The sequence below is a fragment of the Gammaproteobacteria bacterium genome, from assembly GCA_028817225.1.
Classification (GTDB): Bacteria; Pseudomonadota; Gammaproteobacteria; order Poriferisulfidales; family Oxydemutatoraceae; genus Oxydemutator.
Map to the genome: position 1 here is coordinate 32323 of JAPPQC010000024.1, position 14911 is coordinate 47233.

Annotated in this window: 13 protein-coding genes, 1 tRNA gene and 1 pseudogene; 1 reads left to right on the plus strand and 14 read right to left on the minus strand. The window is 66.9% G+C overall.

All coding sequences use genetic code 11. The features are described 5' to 3' along the window. Positions 1 to 9: 9 nt before the first annotated feature. On the minus strand, positions 10 to 837 hold the full coding sequence (locus OXU50_03185) for a DUF2182 domain-containing protein (GenBank protein ID MDD9868889.1): 828 nt from the start codon (positions 835 to 837) through the stop codon (positions 10 to 12). Between the two features lie 183 nt (positions 838 to 1020). On the opposite strand from OXU50_03185, the gene OXU50_03190 reads away from it, so the two are divergent. After that, positions 1021 to 1623, plus strand: a complete 603-nt coding sequence (locus OXU50_03190; protein ID MDD9868890.1) for a DUF1326 domain-containing protein — start codon at positions 1021 to 1023, stop codon at positions 1621 to 1623. A 170-nt stretch (positions 1624 to 1793) separates the two neighbouring features. Here the strand turns inward: OXU50_03190 and OXU50_03195 are convergent. The 13 genes and pseudogenes from OXU50_03195 to OXU50_03255 all read right to left on the minus strand — a co-directional run. After that, a tRNA-Leu gene (locus OXU50_03195) sits at positions 1794 to 1878 on the minus strand. Positions 1879 to 1908: 30 nt separating this feature from the next. Then, a complete protein-coding gene (gene secG / locus OXU50_03200) occupies positions 1909 to 2373 on the minus strand; it encodes a preprotein translocase subunit SecG (GenBank protein ID MDD9868891.1) in 465 nt (154 codons plus the stop codon). A gap of 16 nt (positions 2374 to 2389) precedes the next feature. Beyond that, entirely contained in the window at positions 2390 to 3163 is a 774-nt protein-coding gene (gene tpiA, locus OXU50_03205; protein ID MDD9868892.1) for a triose-phosphate isomerase, read from the minus strand. A gap of 4 nt (positions 3164 to 3167) precedes the next feature. Next, positions 3168 to 4505: a phosphoglucosamine mutase gene (gene glmM / locus OXU50_03210; GenBank protein ID MDD9868893.1), complete on the minus strand. Its 1338-nt coding sequence runs from the start codon at positions 4503 to 4505 to the stop codon at positions 3168 to 3170. Positions 4506 to 4567: 62 nt separating this feature from the next. Next, positions 4568 to 6415, minus strand: a pseudogene (gene ftsH / locus OXU50_03215) (ATP-dependent zinc metalloprotease FtsH). Between the two features lie 217 nt (positions 6416 to 6632). Then, entirely contained in the window at positions 6633 to 7475 is an 843-nt protein-coding gene (locus tag OXU50_03220) for a substrate-binding domain-containing protein (GenBank protein ID MDD9868894.1), read from the minus strand. After that, positions 7445 to 8146 (minus strand): ATP-binding cassette domain-containing protein, encoded by a 702-nt coding sequence (locus OXU50_03225; protein MDD9868895.1) that lies wholly within the window; start codon positions 8144 to 8146, stop codon positions 7445 to 7447. The genes OXU50_03220 and OXU50_03225 overlap by 31 nt, the downstream gene beginning before the upstream one ends. Next, positions 8143 to 8850: an ABC transporter permease gene (locus OXU50_03230; protein ID MDD9868896.1), complete on the minus strand. Its 708-nt coding sequence runs from the start codon at positions 8848 to 8850 to the stop codon at positions 8143 to 8145. Before OXU50_03230 ends, OXU50_03225 begins: the two co-directional genes overlap by 4 nt. A gap of 134 nt (positions 8851 to 8984) precedes the next feature. Continuing rightward, positions 8985 to 9503: a hypothetical protein gene (locus OXU50_03235; protein MDD9868897.1), complete on the minus strand. Its 519-nt coding sequence runs from the start codon at positions 9501 to 9503 to the stop codon at positions 8985 to 8987. Between the two features lie 342 nt (positions 9504 to 9845). After that, positions 9846 to 10838, minus strand: coding sequence for a cupin-like domain-containing protein (locus OXU50_03240; GenBank protein MDD9868898.1), 993 nt, complete (start codon positions 10836 to 10838; stop codon positions 9846 to 9848). A gap of 31 nt (positions 10839 to 10869) precedes the next feature. Next, on the minus strand, positions 10870 to 11886 hold the full coding sequence (locus tag OXU50_03245; protein ID MDD9868899.1) for a cupin-like domain-containing protein: 1017 nt from the start codon (positions 11884 to 11886) through the stop codon (positions 10870 to 10872). Between the two features lie 112 nt (positions 11887 to 11998). Continuing rightward, positions 11999 to 13351 carry a hypothetical protein gene (locus tag OXU50_03250; protein MDD9868900.1) on the minus strand — a complete coding sequence of 451 codons (1353 nt, stop codon included), beginning with the start codon at positions 13349 to 13351 and terminating at the stop codon, positions 11999 to 12001. A gap of 77 nt (positions 13352 to 13428) precedes the next feature. Next, positions 13429 to 14911 (minus strand): VWA domain-containing protein (locus OXU50_03255; protein MDD9868901.1); only part of this gene is annotated, 1483 nt, incomplete at its 5' end.

The window sequence follows — 14911 nt, forward strand, 5'->3', positions numbered from 1 at the left end:
GGCGGATTTTCAGGCGGTGAAATACCGCAGCAGCCAGTAAAGACCCCAGGCCGTCAGCGCGACGCCGGCGCCGACGCGCACCGCAGTGCCCGGCGGCACGACCTTTTCCATCAGCACGAAGACCGCGAGCAGCGCCATCCACAGCACATTCATCACGCCGACCGCGAACATCACCAGCATCAGCGCCCAGCAGCAGCCGAGGCAGAACAAACCGTTGCGCGCGCCCATGCCGACGGCGCCCGCGGCGCCGTCCTTCCAGCACGACAGCAGAAAGCCGAGCGGCGAACGGCAGTAATCAAGGCAGGCGGTTTTCAGCGGCGTCCACTGATAAACGCCCGCGACCAGCAGCACAAGGCCGCCGAACAGCAGGCCGCCGCCCTCCATCATCCGGTTCAGCACATTGGCGACATGCAGCGGCCACTGCACCAGCGCGGCCAGCGCGCTGAACGCAACCCACACCAGCAGGTAGCCGAACACAAACAAATAAGTCTCGCGGCGGAAACTGCCGCCGGGATGGCGGCGCTTGCCGAGGGCGGCGTAGATGGCCGTCGCCGGCAGCACCGTCGGCAGCATCATCGCGACCATCATCACCGACCACATGAAGAACAGCGCCGTCAGGTCATAGAGCGTCCACGGGCGCCCGCCGGCGGCGGGCGGCATCCACATCTCCCAGCCGCCCGTGTGCATCTGCTGCATCTGCCACGACATGAACAGCAGGTAACCCCACGACACCGCCAGCACGGCGGCCATGCCGGCAAAAACAACACTCCGGTCCTTCCAGTCAAGCGGTGGCAGCGCCTCCGCCGCCTTCGCCAAAGCGGGATTTGTCTTGAACATGAATCTCCCTGAAATCCCCCCGAAATCTCCCTGAAAGGGGGGCCGCCATCATACCACGCGGGCACGCCGCCGCCCGGCGCCCGGCGGCGGGCGGGGGTTTCGGGCGGGGTTGTGCCGGTGGGGGCAAAGTAGTATGGTACCGGCATTCTATTTCACCACTTCACCACACCTATGGAGGAAGAAATGTCCAAGAACTGGAAAATCGAAGGCAATTACTTTGAGTCCTGCACCTGCGATGTTGTCTGTCCGTGCATCTTTCTGAAGTCGCCGACCAAGGGCCATTGCAAGGCGCTGGTCGGGTGGGCCATTGAGAAAGGGCACATGGACAGCACCGATCTGGCGGGCCTGAATGTCGGCATCTACCTGAACGCGCCCGGCGACCTGACCGACGGCGGCTGGAGAATCGCCCTTTACATTGACGAGCGCGCCAGCGCAGACCAGAAAGCGGCGCTCGAGAAAATCTACGGCGGCGAAGTCGGCGGCCATCCGGCGGTCATCGCGAGTCTGGTCGGCGAGGTGATGGGCGTGCACTCGGCCTCCATCCAGATTGACTACGGCGACAAGGAAAAGAGCATGGTCATCAAGGGCGTCGGCGAAGTGAAAGTCCACGCGCTTGAAGGCGCCGACGGCAAGCATGTCACGGTGGACAACCCGCCGCTGGCGGTCGCGCCCGGCCACGCGATTGCGGTACACGAGACCGATGTCATGAAATACGACCACGAAGAGAAGCACAGCCACACGGGCACGGTCAGCCTGGCGTCGGCTTTCACCTACCAGCCGGACTGAAAAACCGGTCGAATAAAACTCCTGTGAAAACGCCGCGGTTTGCCTTGCAGGCCGCGGCGGCGAAAACCACGTCAGCATCGTCTTCGCCAGCTGAGGCCGCAGGCCCGAACGGCAAAGAGGCCGCGCCGCCCGTCCGGGCGACGCGGCCTCTTCAGTATTCAATCGCCGGCTGGTGCCGATGGCCGGACTCGAACCGGCACGGCTTGCGCCACTGCCCCCTCAAGACAGCGTGTCTGCCAATTCCACCACATCGGCGTTGATTGGCCGGCTTTGCCGCCGATTGTACTACCTTCCGGTTTCCTCCGGCAGCAGCGGCACATCGCCGGGCGGTTCGCCGGCGGCGGGGACATCGGTCGGCAGGCCGGAAGGCAGGCCGCCCGGCGGCGCATCGGGAATGTCCGGCGCGGCGGCGGGGCTGTCCGGGACGGCGTCGTCGGCGCCTTCGCCAAACTCTTCGCCGGCCTCCTCCATCAGCGGCGACCCGACGGCGCCGTCGTCAATCACGCTGTCGCCGAAATCGCGGTTGGCGATGTAGGTCAGCGACAGGCTGTTGATCAGAAAAAGCGCCGACAGCACCGCGACCACCTTCGTCAGAAAAGAGGCCGAGCCTCTGGCGCCGAAGACCGAAGTCGAGCCGCCGCCCGAAAAAACCGCCCCGACTTCCGCGCCCTTGCCGCGATGCAGCAGTATCAGCACAATCAGAAGAATGGCGATGATGACTTCTATGCCAAGCAAAATTCCGTAAAGCATTGTTTCCTCACCGTTGTCAGTCGTGTTCCGGCGGCGGCGCCGCGCGGCAGATGTCCGCAAAAGCCTCCGCTTTCAGCGAAGCGCCGCCCACCAGGCCGCCGTCCACATCATTCATTTGGAACAACGAGGCCGCATTATCCGTCTTTACGCTGCCGCCGTAAACCACCCGCACGCCTTCGGCGCGCCCGCCCGCCAGGCCGCCAAGCCGGTCGCGGATGAAGGCGTGCGCCTGCTGCGCCTGTTCGGGCGCCGCCGTCTCGCCGGTGCCGATGGCCCAGACCGGCTCGTAGGCGATGACAAAAGCGTCCGCGGCAAGGCCCGACAGCACCGGCGCGGCGGCGTCCAGTTGCCGCCGCAGCACTTCGCGGGTCTCGTCGGCGCGGCGCTGGTCGAGCGTCTCGCCGACGCACAGAACCGGCTTCAGGCCGGCGGCGGCGGCGGCGCGCAGTTTCCCGGCAATCTGTTCGTCGCTCTCGCGGTAAATCAGGCGGCGCTCCGAATGGCCGACAAGGACATAATCGCAGCCCAGTTCCTTCAGCATCGCCGCCGACACCTCGCCGGTGAACGCGCCGTCGCGGTGTTCGCTGATGTTTTGCGCGCCGACGGCGACGCCGCTGCCTTCCAGCACCCGCGCCAGATGCGCGATGTGCACGAACGCCGGGCACACCAGCACCTCAACCTCAGCGGGCGGCGGGCGGCGCAGAAAGTCGCGCGCCCAGTCGCCGGCAAAGCGCAGCGAACCGTGCAGTTTCCAGTTCGCGGCGACCAGCGGGCGGCGGGCGGCGTTCATCGGGTCAGGCGCCGAGCGAGCGGCGCGCCTCGTCGGCGATGCGCCCGGCCCACAGGCGGCTGGTGTCCTCAAGTTGCGACTCAACCATGATTCTCAGCAAAGGCTCGGTGCCGGACGCGCGCACCAGCACCCGCCCGCCGTCGCCCAATGCCCGCCGCGCCGTCGCCGCGGCGCGCTCAACTTCGGGAACCTGCCCGTCAAGGCGCCGCCGCAGCGGCACATTGACCAGCACCTGCGGGCACTTGTGCACGGCGGCGGCGGCGGCGCCGAGATCGTCGCCGCTTTCCACCAGCGTTTGCAGCACCACCAGCGACGCGATGATCGCATCGCCCGTCGTCGTCTTGTCGAGGCAGATGATGTGCCCCGCCGGTTCGCCGCCGAGCGTCCAGCCCATGTCGGTCATTTTTTGCATCACATAACGGTCGCCGACGGCGGCGCGCTCAAAGCCGATGCCGCGTTCGCGCAGCGCCGTCTCCAGGCCGAGGTTGCTCATTTCGGTGCCGACAACGCCGCCGCGCAGGCCGCCGCGCCGGTGCAGGCCGTCGGCGATGATGAACAGCAGTTCGTCGCCGTCCACGAGGCGCCCGTCAGCGGCCACCATCAGCACGCGGTCGCCGTCGCCATCAAACGCGATGCCGAGATCGGCGCCGCCTTCGGCGACGGCGCGCTGCAACGCGGCGGGCGATGTCGTGCCGCAATCGCGGTTGATGTTGCGGCCATCGGGCGCGGCGCCGAGCAGCGTCACTTCGGCGCCGAGCGAACGATAGACTTGCGGCGCAACCTGCCAGACCGCGCCGTGCGCGCAATCCACCGCAAGGCGAACGCCGTCAAGGCGCATCGTTTCGGGCACGGCGGCCAGGCAGAAACGGAGGTAACGCTCGCCGGCGCCGTCCACTTGCGCCACCGCGCCGGGCACGGCGGCGGCCTCGCACGACGCCTCCATCCGGCGCTCGATTTCAAGTTCCTCGTCGTCGGACAACTTGACCGCTTCGGATGAAAAAAACTTGATGCCGTTGTCCCGGTACGGATTGTGCGATGCGCTGATGACCGCGCCCGCGACGGCGCCCAGTTCACGCGCCAGATACGCGACGGCGGGCGTCGGCAGCATGCCTAACAGGCCGACGCCGACGCCGGCGGCGGCCAACCCATCGCACAGCGCCGCTTCCAGCATCTCGCCCGAAACCCGCGTGTCCCTGCCGATAACGACGCGCCCGCCGCCGCCGCGAGCAAACACCCGCCCCGCCGCCCAGCCGAGTTGGCGCACCATCTCCGGCGTCATCGGCGGCGTGCCGACAACACCGCGAACGCCGTCGGTGCCGAAATATTTTCTGTTCCGGTTCAGTGCAGCCGGGCCGGGCGGCCTATCTGGTCGTCGCCGTCTTCCTGCGGCTCGGCGGCGATGTCGTCGGCGCCGGCGTCGGTGTCGTCGTCGTCCCAGTGCTGCGGCGGCCTCGGATCCCTGCCTTCCATGATGTCGTCAATCTGGTCGCTGTCGATCGTCTCGTATTTCATCAGCGCCCCGGCCATGATGTGCAGTTTGTCCATGTTGTCTTTCAGTATCTTCTGCGTCGCGCGGTAGTTCTCGTCAATGATGCGGTGAATCTCCTCGTCTATCGCCTGCGCGGTGTCGTCCGAGAAGGTCTTGGCCTGCTGCGCGACACTGTGGCCGAGGAAGGGGTGCCCCTCCTCCTCGCTGTACGACAGCGGCCCGAGCCGCTCCGACAGCCCCCAGCGCGTGACCATGTTGCGCGCAATCTCGGTGGCGCGTTCAATGTCGTTGGAGGCGCCGGTCGTGACCGAGCCGGAACCGAACACCAGTTCCTCGGCGACGCGCCCGCCGAACAGGCTCGCAATCTGGCTTTCCAGTTTCGTGCGCGTGTGGCTGTAACGGTCTTCCTCGGGCAGAAACATCGTAACGCCAAGCGCCCTGCCGCGCGGGATGATCGTCACCTTGTACACCGGGTCGTGCTCCGGCACCAGGCGCCCGACGATGGCATGGCCCGACTCGTGGTAGGCCGTGAGTTTTTTCTCGTCCTCGCTCATCACCATGGACTTGCGCTCGGCGCCCATCATGATCTTGTCCTTGGCGCGCTCGAAGTCCGCCATCTGCACCGTGCGCTTGTTGGCGCGCGCCGCGAACAGCGAGCCTTCGTTGATCAGATTGGCGAGGTCGGCGCCGGAAAAGCCCGGCGTGCCGCGCGCCAGCAAATCGGCGCGAACATCGTCGTCGCACGGCACCTTGCGCATGTGCACCTTCAGAATCTGCTCGCGCCCGCGCACATCGGGCAACGGCACGACGACCTGGCGGTCGAAGCGCCCCGGCCTCAGCAGCGCCGGGTCGAGCACATCGGGGCGGTTGGTCGCCGAGATGACGATGATGCCCTCATGCCCCTCAAAGCCGTCCATCTCGACGAGCAACTGGTTCAGGGTCTGCTCGCGCTCGTCGTGGCCGCCGCCGAGGCCGGCGCCGCGGTGGCGCCCGACCGCGTCAATCTCGTCAATGAAGATGATGCACGGCGCGTGCTTCTTGGCCTGCGAGAACATGTCGCGCACGCGCGACGCGCCGACGCCGACGAACATCTCGACGAAGTCGGAGCCTGAAATCGAGAAAAACGGCACCTTGGCCTCGCCGGCGATGGCCTTGGCCAGCAGCGTCTTGCCGGTGCCGGGCGCGCCGACCATCAGCACGCCTTTCGGGATGCGCCCGCCCAGTTTCTGGAATTTGCCCGGGTCTTTCAGGAACTCCACCAGTTCGGAGACTTCCTCCTTGGCCTCTTCAACGCCGGCGACATCCTTGAAAGTCACCTTGATCTGGTCCTCGCCCATCAGGCGCGCGCGGCTCTTGCCGAACGACATCGCGCCGCGTCCGCTGACGCCGCCCTGCATCTGCCGCATGAAGAAAATCCAGATGCCGATCAGCAGCAGCATCGGGAACCAGCTGACGAGCAACTCGGTCAGAAACGAACGCTTCTGCTCCGGCCCGGTCTTGATCTCGACATTGTGGCCCAGCAGGTCGTTGACCAGTTCCGGGTCGCCCGGATTGTAGGTCGTGAAGCGCCCGCCGCTCGCGTAGTTGCCGGTAACGGTGCGGTTGTCGGCGTCAATCTCGACGCTTCGCACCTGGCCGTTGCGGACATCGGCGATAAACTGCGAATACGGCAGCGTCGTTGACGACTCCTCGCGCACGACAAAGTTGTTGAAGGCGATCATCAGCACGGTGGCAATGACAATCCACAGAATCAGGTTCTTCATCACATCGCTCATGCCGCACCTCCTCCGGTGGGTGAGATTTTCATGCGCTGATTATAACCCATCAAGGGAAACGCCGTTTGCGCCGTTGCAAGGCGGCGAAAGCGTTGATATAGCGTGCAATACGGCGCCCCGCAAGGCCCTGTGTCAGGCGCCGGGCGGCGGCTGAAACAGCGGAACGCCGCCAATCCGGGCAATGCGCCGCCCCGCAAGGCGCGCGTCAGCCGCCGCGCAGCGGGTGGAACAGGCGCACGCCGCGCACGCGGTAGTTGTCAATCCAGTCCAGGCCGCGCGGCGATGTCAGCCACTCGACCAGGCGCCGCGCGCCGCGGTGGTTGATTGCCGGGTGCTTTTCGGGGTTGACCAGAATCGCGCTGTACGGGTTGTGCAGCGGCGGCTCGTTCTCCACCAGCAGCGCGAGCGCGGCGCGGTTGTTGAAACTGACCCAGGTCGAGCGGTCGGTCAGCGTGTAGGCCACCAGTTCGTTGGCCAGGTTCAGCACCGCGCCCATGCCGGCGCCGGCTTCGCGGTACCAGGCGTCGGCGGCGCCGGGCGCAAGCCCGGCGGCGCGCCACAACTGCAATTCCTTTTTGTGCGTGCCGCTGTCGTCGCCGCGCGAGATGAACGGGCGGCGCCCGCGCGCAATCAGGCGCATCGCGTGCACCACATCGTCGGCGGCGCGCAGGCCGCCGGGGTCGGCGCGCGGGCCGACCAGCACATAGTCGTTGTACATGAAAGGAACGCGCGCCACGCCGTGGCCGTCGGCGACAAACTCCTGCTCGGATTCGCGGTCGTGGACAATCAGCAAATCGGCGTCGCCGCGCCGCCCGATGCTGAGCGCGCGCCCGGTGCCGACGGCGATGACCCGCACCCGGATGCCGGTGTCGGCGGTGAATTTCGGCAGCAGGTAGTCGTAGAGGCCGGAATTGTCGGTTGAGGTCGTCGAGGCCAGCGTAACCGCGGCGCCGGCATTGGCGGCGGCGGCGAACAAAAACGCCGCGCACAAGCCCGCCACAAGGCCGGCAAGACCCGTCAGAAAGTCTGTGCTTCGATGAATTCGCATACGATGTCGTTCGCCGGGCGCGCGAAAAAATCGTCCATCGCGTCCTGCTGCACCAGGCGCCCCTCGTGCAGAAAGACCACTTCGCCGCAAAGCCGGCGCACCTGCGCCAGGTTGTGCGATGTCAGGATAATCTTGATGCCCTCGCGCCGCAGTTCGCCGATGGTCCGCTCAACCCGCGCGGCGGAACGCACATCAAGTTTGGAGGTCGGCTCGTCCATCAGGATAACCGCCGGCTTCAGCGCCCACGCGCGCGCAATCGCAAGGCGCTGCTGCTGGCCGCCGGACAGCACGCCGGCCTGGCGCTCCATGCAGTCGCCCAGCCCCGCCAGTTCCAGCGCCGCCGCCGCGCGCGCGCGCCGCGCCGCGCGCGCCGCGCCCTGCAGGTAGAGCGCATGCTCGACATTGGCGCGCGCGCTGCGGCGCAGCAGCACCGGCTTCTGAAAGACCATCGTGATGGCGGCGCCCAATGCGCGCGGCGGGCGCGAATCCCAGCGTATCCGCCCGGCGGCGGGTTCAAGCAGGCCGTGGCACAGGCGCAGCAGCAGACTCTTGCCGGCGCCGTTGGCGCCGAGCAGCGCGGTGCAGTGCGCGCTGTCGCTGACAAGGCTGATGTCGTCCATCAGCGTGCGCCCGCCGGCGCGGTACATCAGGTGCTCAATTTCCAGCCTCACGAGCGGCTCCTGCGCATCGTCGCGGTGTGCAGCCACTGCGCCGCCGACGCCACCAGCAGCGACACCAGTATCAGTATCAGGCCGAGCGCCAGCGCCAGCGCCAGATTGCCCTTGCTGGTCTCGAGTGCGATGGTCGTCGTCATCACGCGCGTGGAATGGTTGATGTTGCCGCCGACGATCAGCACCGCGCCGACCTCGGCGTTGCCGCGCCCGAAACCGGCGAGAATCGCGGTAACGAGGCCGAAGCGCCCCTCCCACAGCAGCGTGCGCGCCGTCGCCAGCGTGCGGCTGCCGAGCGAGCGCAGTTGTTCGTGGTATTCGTCAAACAGCCCCTGAACAACGCCGCAGGACAGCGCGGCGATGATCGGCAGAATCAGCAGCGTCTGCGCGATGATCATCGCGACCGGCGTGTAAAGCAGGCCGAGCGGCCCGAGCGGCCCGGCGCGCGACAGCAGCAGGTACACCATCAGGCCGACGACGACCGGCGGCAGGCCCATGAAAGTGTTCAGCAGGTTGATCCAGAAGCGCCGCGTCGGAAAGCGGCTGACCGCCAGCAGCGCGCCCAGCGGCAGCCCGACCAGCGCCGCCACCGCGACCGCCGTCAGGCTGACCCTCAGCGACAGCGCGATGATTTCAATCAGGCCGGCGTCGAGATTCACCAGCAGCAGCAGCGCCGTTTGCAGCGCGTCGGAAAAATCGGTCATCGCGGGCGCAACATTATACAGGAAGGCGCACCAGGGCGGCGCCGCGTACAAAACAAAGCCGCGCTTCCCGAAGGAATTGCGCGGCTTTTCCGGCGAGGCGGCCCGCGCCGCCTCAACGGGTGGATGCGGCGTCCTTAACTCGCAAAAGCAACATTGACACTGTTGCTGCTGCCCGAGTTGAAGGCGCCCACTCCGGCGGCAATGCCGACGCCGAGGCCGGTCGCCACCGTCGCGCCAATCACGCCGATTCCGATGGGCATCGCGATCATCCCGGCAACGACCAGCGCGCCGGCGAATGTGGCGGCGCTGGTGGCGCCGATGACGGTGCCGCCCAGGGTCAGGCCGGTGCCGAAGATCAGGCCGATGCCGACCTGGCAGCCGATCCAGCTGAGGGTCACGCCGGTCAGGGCGCCGAAGATCTCGCCTCCGTGTATCCCCGTCAGTTCGCTCTCCTTCAACTTCCGCAGCGCCATGCTGAAATCGGGATAGTCGGGCACCACGATGTTCAGTTCATCGGCGGTGTTCTGCTGATAGACGACTTCCAGATTGTCAACCGAAGAGAGGCTTTTCAGCATGGCCTCCTCCAGTTCCGACCCGGCATCGGGGTCGCTCAGCGCACGGCCAATAACGACAGCCGCGATTTCATTGACCATCGGAACCGGGAAAGCCGACCCGATATTGGCTCTGCGACTGTCCCCGCGATGTTCATTTGCCATTGAAGCCGGTCTGACCGGCTCGCCCACGCCTTGTGATAAGCGCGTTTCCATTGTTTACCTCCTGTGGGTGTTGGTGATTTCCGCCGGAACAAAACGCCACAAAGCGCGGTCCCGACAACATGGCGCACATTAGACTGCGGCGCGGCGCGGGCCGCAAGACTGACAAAGGTGTCTGAGCCGCCCGCAACGCCGTCGCAGGGGACTGCCAGAGGTTACTGAACCGGCGGCGGCGAAACGGGGCGCATCGCCGGGCGGCGAACACCGCCGGTGCGCGGCGCGTTATCTGTTCTTCAGTACCGCGGCGACTTCTTTCGCGCCCATGAAGTTCATGTCTTTGGCGGAAAGTCGGGAGACCTGGCCCCAGGCGGCGCGCAGGTTGGGCATTTCTATGCGCGACACCAGATGCTTGAACATCTCAAGGCGCTCGGCCAGCACCGCCTCGACATCCGGGTCCAGATGGCCGCCGTCGCGGCGCGCGGCCTGCTGGCCGCCGACGCGCTCGCCCAGCGCCTTGAACTCCGGCGCCGGCAGACTGTGCTGCAACACCGTGAGCAGCAGGTCAAGGGCGGTGATGCGCGACTGCGCCAGCGTCAGCGCCAGCGAAAAACCCTCGGCGCGCGCCTGGTGCCAGGTGCCGGGCGGCATGTAAATCACATCGCCGGGGTTCAGCGTTACCGAGACGAACTTCTCGTCATTCTCCAGGGCGGGCTTTTCTATCGTAATCCACGGCAGTCGCAGCACTTCGCGGTCGGGCGGAAACACGATGTTGAACTGCGGGTTGCGAATGACCGGCTCGCGCCCGATGCGCCAGTGTTTGCGCCCATCAACCTGCATCAGCCACACCGGGTGCGTGTCGAAGTGGGCGATGTAGCCCTTGCCGTCGGGCGAATAATAGGCGTTGAAATGCGGCGTCGCCGCCGAATACACGCCGGCGCGGAACGAATCCAGAAACGCCTTCAGTTCGCCCTCCGCATCCAGCACCGAGGCGCCGACCGTCATGCCGGACTCATACACCTTCTCCGCCTGCGACGGCTCCAGTTCCACTTCCGCCGACCAGTTTCTGGAATCAAAGAAATTGGCCCGCAAGTGGCCGCAGTGGTGCACCGTGTGCTCCATGAAGCGCTCGCGGCTCAGCAGGTGCGAGAACCGTCCGGGGTCGTTGTGGTGCATGAAGAAACTGCGTTTCTCCCAGTAGTCGCTGAAAAACTCCTCGCGGTCGAAATCCCCGAGCAGCAGTTCAAGCGCGGATGCGGCTGGCCTTGTGTCGTCCATCAGAAGAACATTATAACGGTTCAGGCGCCCCTCAGTCAGCCTTTTTGACATTCAGCGCAATCAGGTCTTCGGTGGACATTTTCGCCAGTTGCGCGAACTTGCGGCGCAGGTCTTCCATCTCAATGCGCGACACCAGGTCTTTGGCGGCGGCCAGGCGTCCGGCCAGCGCCTGCTCGACGCCGCCGGGCAGCGCGCCGTTGCCGCCGCGCGCCGACGCCGCCACGCCGCCGACGCGCTCCGTCAGCGCGCTGCATTCGGACGACGACAGGCGATCCTGCATCACGCCGCACACGAGGTCGGCGACGGTGATGTGCGCCGAGGCCAGCGTCAGCGCCAGCGAATAACCGCGCGCCGACGCCCGGTGCCAGGTGCCCGGCGGCATGTACGCGACATCGCCCGGCTCCAGCGTAACCGACATGAACTGTTCGGGGTCGTCCAGCGGCGGTTTGTTGACGGTAATCCACGGCAGTTTCAGCACCTCGCGGTCGGGCGGAAAGCCGAGGGTCATCGGCGGGTTGCGAACCACGGGCTTGCGCCCGAGATACCAGTGCTTGCTGCCGGCGACTTGCAGAAACCACACCGGATGGGCGTCAAAATGAACGCTGTAGCCTTTCCGGTCGGGCGAGTAATAGGCGTTGAAATGCGGCGCCACGCCGAACAGGCAGGCGCGGAAAGAATCCAGAAACGCCTTCAGCGCGCCGCTCTCGCGCATCATGGACGCGGCGACGGTCATGCCCGACTCAAACACCTTCTTCGCCTGCCCGGGCCGGATAACCACTTCCGACGGCCACCCCTGCGGGTCCAGATAGGCGCCGCGCAACACCCGGCAATGACGCACCTCCTCGTCCATGAACTGCTCGCAACTCAGCAGGTGCGCGAAACGCTGCGGGTCGCCGTGGTGAATAACGCAGGTGCGCTTCTCCCAGTGGTTGGCAAAAAAGTCCGCACGATCAAAATCCCCAAGCAGACTGTCAAGCGCCGACATTGGCGCCGATTGCCCGTTCACCGCCGCGCCCGCACGAGCCGTTGTCACACTGTTGCCGTTCATTGTTCTATTGTACGAAATAACACGCCCCTCCGCCTGCACTAATCACCGGCATTCACCAATGCCAGTCCGTCGCCCTATGGCGGCGGACGGGTGCCAGTGCCAGTCCGCCGTCCTACGGCGGCGGACGGGTGATCACATGCAGCGCGGCAAGGCGCGATTCGGCGTCCGGCGCCACCTGCGTCGGCGGCGGCGGCGAGAATTCCGAGAAGGCCTGCCACAGTTCGTGCCCCGACCACGATTCGGCGCCGCCGTACAGCGCGCGCTTCAATGCGCCGATTTCGCGGTGCAGGCGGTCGCCGCCGGGGGCCGCCGCGCACAGGTCGGCGGCCTGGCCGATGGTTGCCGGAGCATCACCGGGCCAGACCAGCGCGGCCCATTCCATCAGCGCGTCTTTGGCGGCGCGCGCATCGCCGGCGGCGCAGGCGTGCTTCAATCGCGCGCGGCACAGACGCAGAAAACGCGCGCCTTCGCGCCAGCGCAGCCACCAGCCTCGCCACACGGCGCGGCTGAAAAACGCCAGCGTCGCAAGCCACGCGGCGGCCAACGCAAGGCTGAACCACATCCACGGACTGGCGCGGCGCGGCGCCTGCGGCGGCGGCGCGGCGGCGGCGACGCCCGCGGCTTCACCCAAAGTAACCACCGCGCCAACATCACCTTCGGCGATTTCCAGTTCGCGCGCCGCCAGCACCGCGTATTCGAGGCGGTCGGTGTCGGTGTTCCACCACGGAATGCGAATCGCCGGCAGCGTGCGGCGCCCGGCCCTGGACGGTATCAGCACGATGTTGCGGCGGCGCTCGCCGGTGGAGTTCTCGCCGTCAATGCGCCCGCTCAGGCGCGCCTGGTCGGGATAGACATTGAAGTCATCCATCTGCGGCCATTCAATCTCCGGCAACTGGTTCGCCGAAACGCCCTTGCCGCGCAGTATCAGCGTGCGTACCAGCGAGTCGCCGACCTTCCAGCCCGCCGGTTCCTGCGACCACTTCTCCTTCAGTTCCACCGAGCGCGCCGGCAGCCAGCCGCCGGGGAATGAAGGCGGCGCCGGGCGCACGGTGACGCGCACCGCCTGCGACTGTTCACGCACATTGAAGCGCCGGTTGTTTTCAATATACGACCCGGCCAGCACAATCGGGTCAAACGCCAGTTCGCCGCTGTTCTGCGCGAAAAACAGGTAGCGCTGCTCAAACACCTGGTAACTTCTGCCGTTGCGCGGCGCCTGGTAGCGTTTCATGCCGCCGAGGTTCTCGACGACGACATCGCCGTGCGGTTTCAGCGGCGTTACCGAACCTTTCAGGCTGCGCGTCGTGAACACCCGCAGCACAAACAGCGACTGCTGCTGCACATACGGCGAGCGCGGCTGAACCTCGGTTTCAATAAAGGTGTCGCCGGGCGGCGTCTGCGCCAGCGCCGAAGGCGGCGCCCAGCACTGGAATGCGACGGCGCACGCTGCGAGCGCGCGCCTTGCCACGGCGGCTCGCCGGAACCCAGCAACGCAGGCCGCGAGCAAGCGTCCTGCGGCGGCGGCGCAAACCGAAAGCAACCGCCTTACCACGGCGACTCGCCTCCGCGTTCGCCGCTGGCCCTTTCCTTGCGCCGGTTCAGGTGATGGAGTTTGCGTTGAAGCAGCCGCCGCGGGTCGTCGGAAATGCGGCGCAGGTATTGCTCAATCGCCTGTTCGTCCTCGGTCATCGCCTGCGTCGCCGAATCGTCGGCGCCGGCGGTGTCGCTGCTGTCGCCCTGCGCCTCGTCGGAATCACCCGCCGCGTCCTGGTTGTCGCCGCTGTCGGACTCGTCATTGTCGGCGCCGGCCTGGCGCTGCTGCGCGCGCCGCGCCTGGTCTTCGCCGTCGCCCTCTTGCTGCTGCGCCTGCTGCTGCTCGCCTTCGCCGCCCTGCTGCATCTGTTGCTGCATCTGCTGCATCACCTGCTCGACCAGGTTCAGGTTGTGCTGCGCGTCGTCGTTGTCCGGCTCCAGTTCCAGCGCGCGGCGGTAGGCGGCGACGGCCTGCTGCAAGTCGCCGGACTGCGCCAGCGCGTTGCCGCGGTTGTACCAGTCGCCGGCGCCCGCCAGCGGTTCCAGCGTTTTGGCGGCGTCGGCGAAGTCGCCGTTGCGGTATTGCGCCGCCGCCTTCCATCGCGCATCCTCAAACAGGCGCGCGGCGCGGGCGGCGTCGCCGTGCGACAGCGCGCGCGCCGCCTGCTGGTCGGGGCGCAGCCAGGCGTCCAGCCAGTCCTGCGCGTAACCGGTTTGCGGCAGCGGCAGCAGCAGCGCGGCGGCCACGGCCAGCACGCCGCGGCGAAACGCCAGCGCCGCCAGCGGCGCCAGCAGCAGCAGCAGCCACGGGCCGCGTTCGCGCCAGACTTCGGTGGCCGCCTTCTCGCTGTCTTCGGCCTTCGCCGCCGGCGATGTCTTCGCCCACGCCGCGAGGTCGGACACATCGGCGCTGCCGGCAAGACCGAGGCGGCGGTAGATGCCGCCGCCGGCCTGCGCCAGCGCGCGCAGCGCGTCACCGGCCAGCGCCGGCACGACAATCTCGCCGCCGTGCGTCAGAAAATCGCCCGACTCCAGCGGCACCGGCGCGCCGCTGTCGGTGCCGACGCCCAGCACCGACACGCGGTAATTCCTGCCGGCCAGGTGGCGCGCCTCGGCGGCGGCGCGCGCGTCGGCGTAGTCGGTCACCATCAGGATATCGCCCGCCGGCACGCCGGCTTGCAGCAGCAGCGCGCCGGCCTCTTGCAGCGCGCGGTCGGGGCGGCTGCCCTGCGCCGGCAGCAGGTCGGTCGTCAGCGATTGCAAATACAGTTCTATCGCGTTGCGGTCGTCGGTCAGCGGCACGACGACGAACGCCTGGTTGGCGTACACCACCAGCGCCGTCTGCCCGGATTCGCGCTGCGACAGCAGGTCGGTAATCTTGAAGCGCGCGCGCGACAGGCGGCTGGGTTCAATGTCGGTCGCGTCCATTGAGCGCGACAGGTCAAGCGCGATGACAAACGCCGACTGGTCGCGGAACACCGGCTGCGGCAGGCGC

What these genes read in the sequence shown, in the direction of transcription:
- OXU50_03230 (MDD9868896.1), bottom strand. Translation starts at nt 8,850, where the DNA reads ATGACCGATTTTTCCGACGCGCTGCAAACGGCGCTGCTGCTGCTGGTG.
- OXU50_03235 (MDD9868897.1), bottom strand. Translation starts at nt 9,503, where the DNA reads ATGGTCAATGAAATCGCGGCTGTCGTTATTGGCCGTGCGCTGAGCGAC.
- OXU50_03185 (MDD9868889.1), bottom strand. Translation starts at nt 837, where the DNA reads ATGTTCAAGACAAATCCCGCTTTGGCGAAGGCGGCGGAGGCGCTGCCA.
- secG (MDD9868891.1), bottom strand. Translation starts at nt 2,373, where the DNA reads ATGCTTTACGGAATTTTGCTTGGCATAGAAGTCATCATCGCCATTCTT.
- tpiA (MDD9868892.1), bottom strand. Translation starts at nt 3,163, where the DNA reads ATGAACGCCGCCCGCCGCCCGCTGGTCGCCGCGAACTGGAAACTGCAC.
- OXU50_03220 (MDD9868894.1), bottom strand. Translation starts at nt 7,475, where the DNA reads ATGCGAATTCATCGAAGCACAGACTTTCTGACGGGTCTTGCCGGCCTT.
- OXU50_03245 (MDD9868899.1), bottom strand. Translation starts at nt 11,886, where the DNA reads ATGAACGGCAACAGTGTGACAACGGCTCGTGCGGGCGCGGCGGTGAAC.
- OXU50_03240 (MDD9868898.1), bottom strand. Translation starts at nt 10,838, where the DNA reads ATGGACGACACAAGGCCAGCCGCATCCGCGCTTGAACTGCTGCTCGGG.
- OXU50_03190 (MDD9868890.1), top strand. Translation starts at nt 1,021, where the DNA reads ATGTCCAAGAACTGGAAAATCGAAGGCAATTACTTTGAGTCCTGCACC.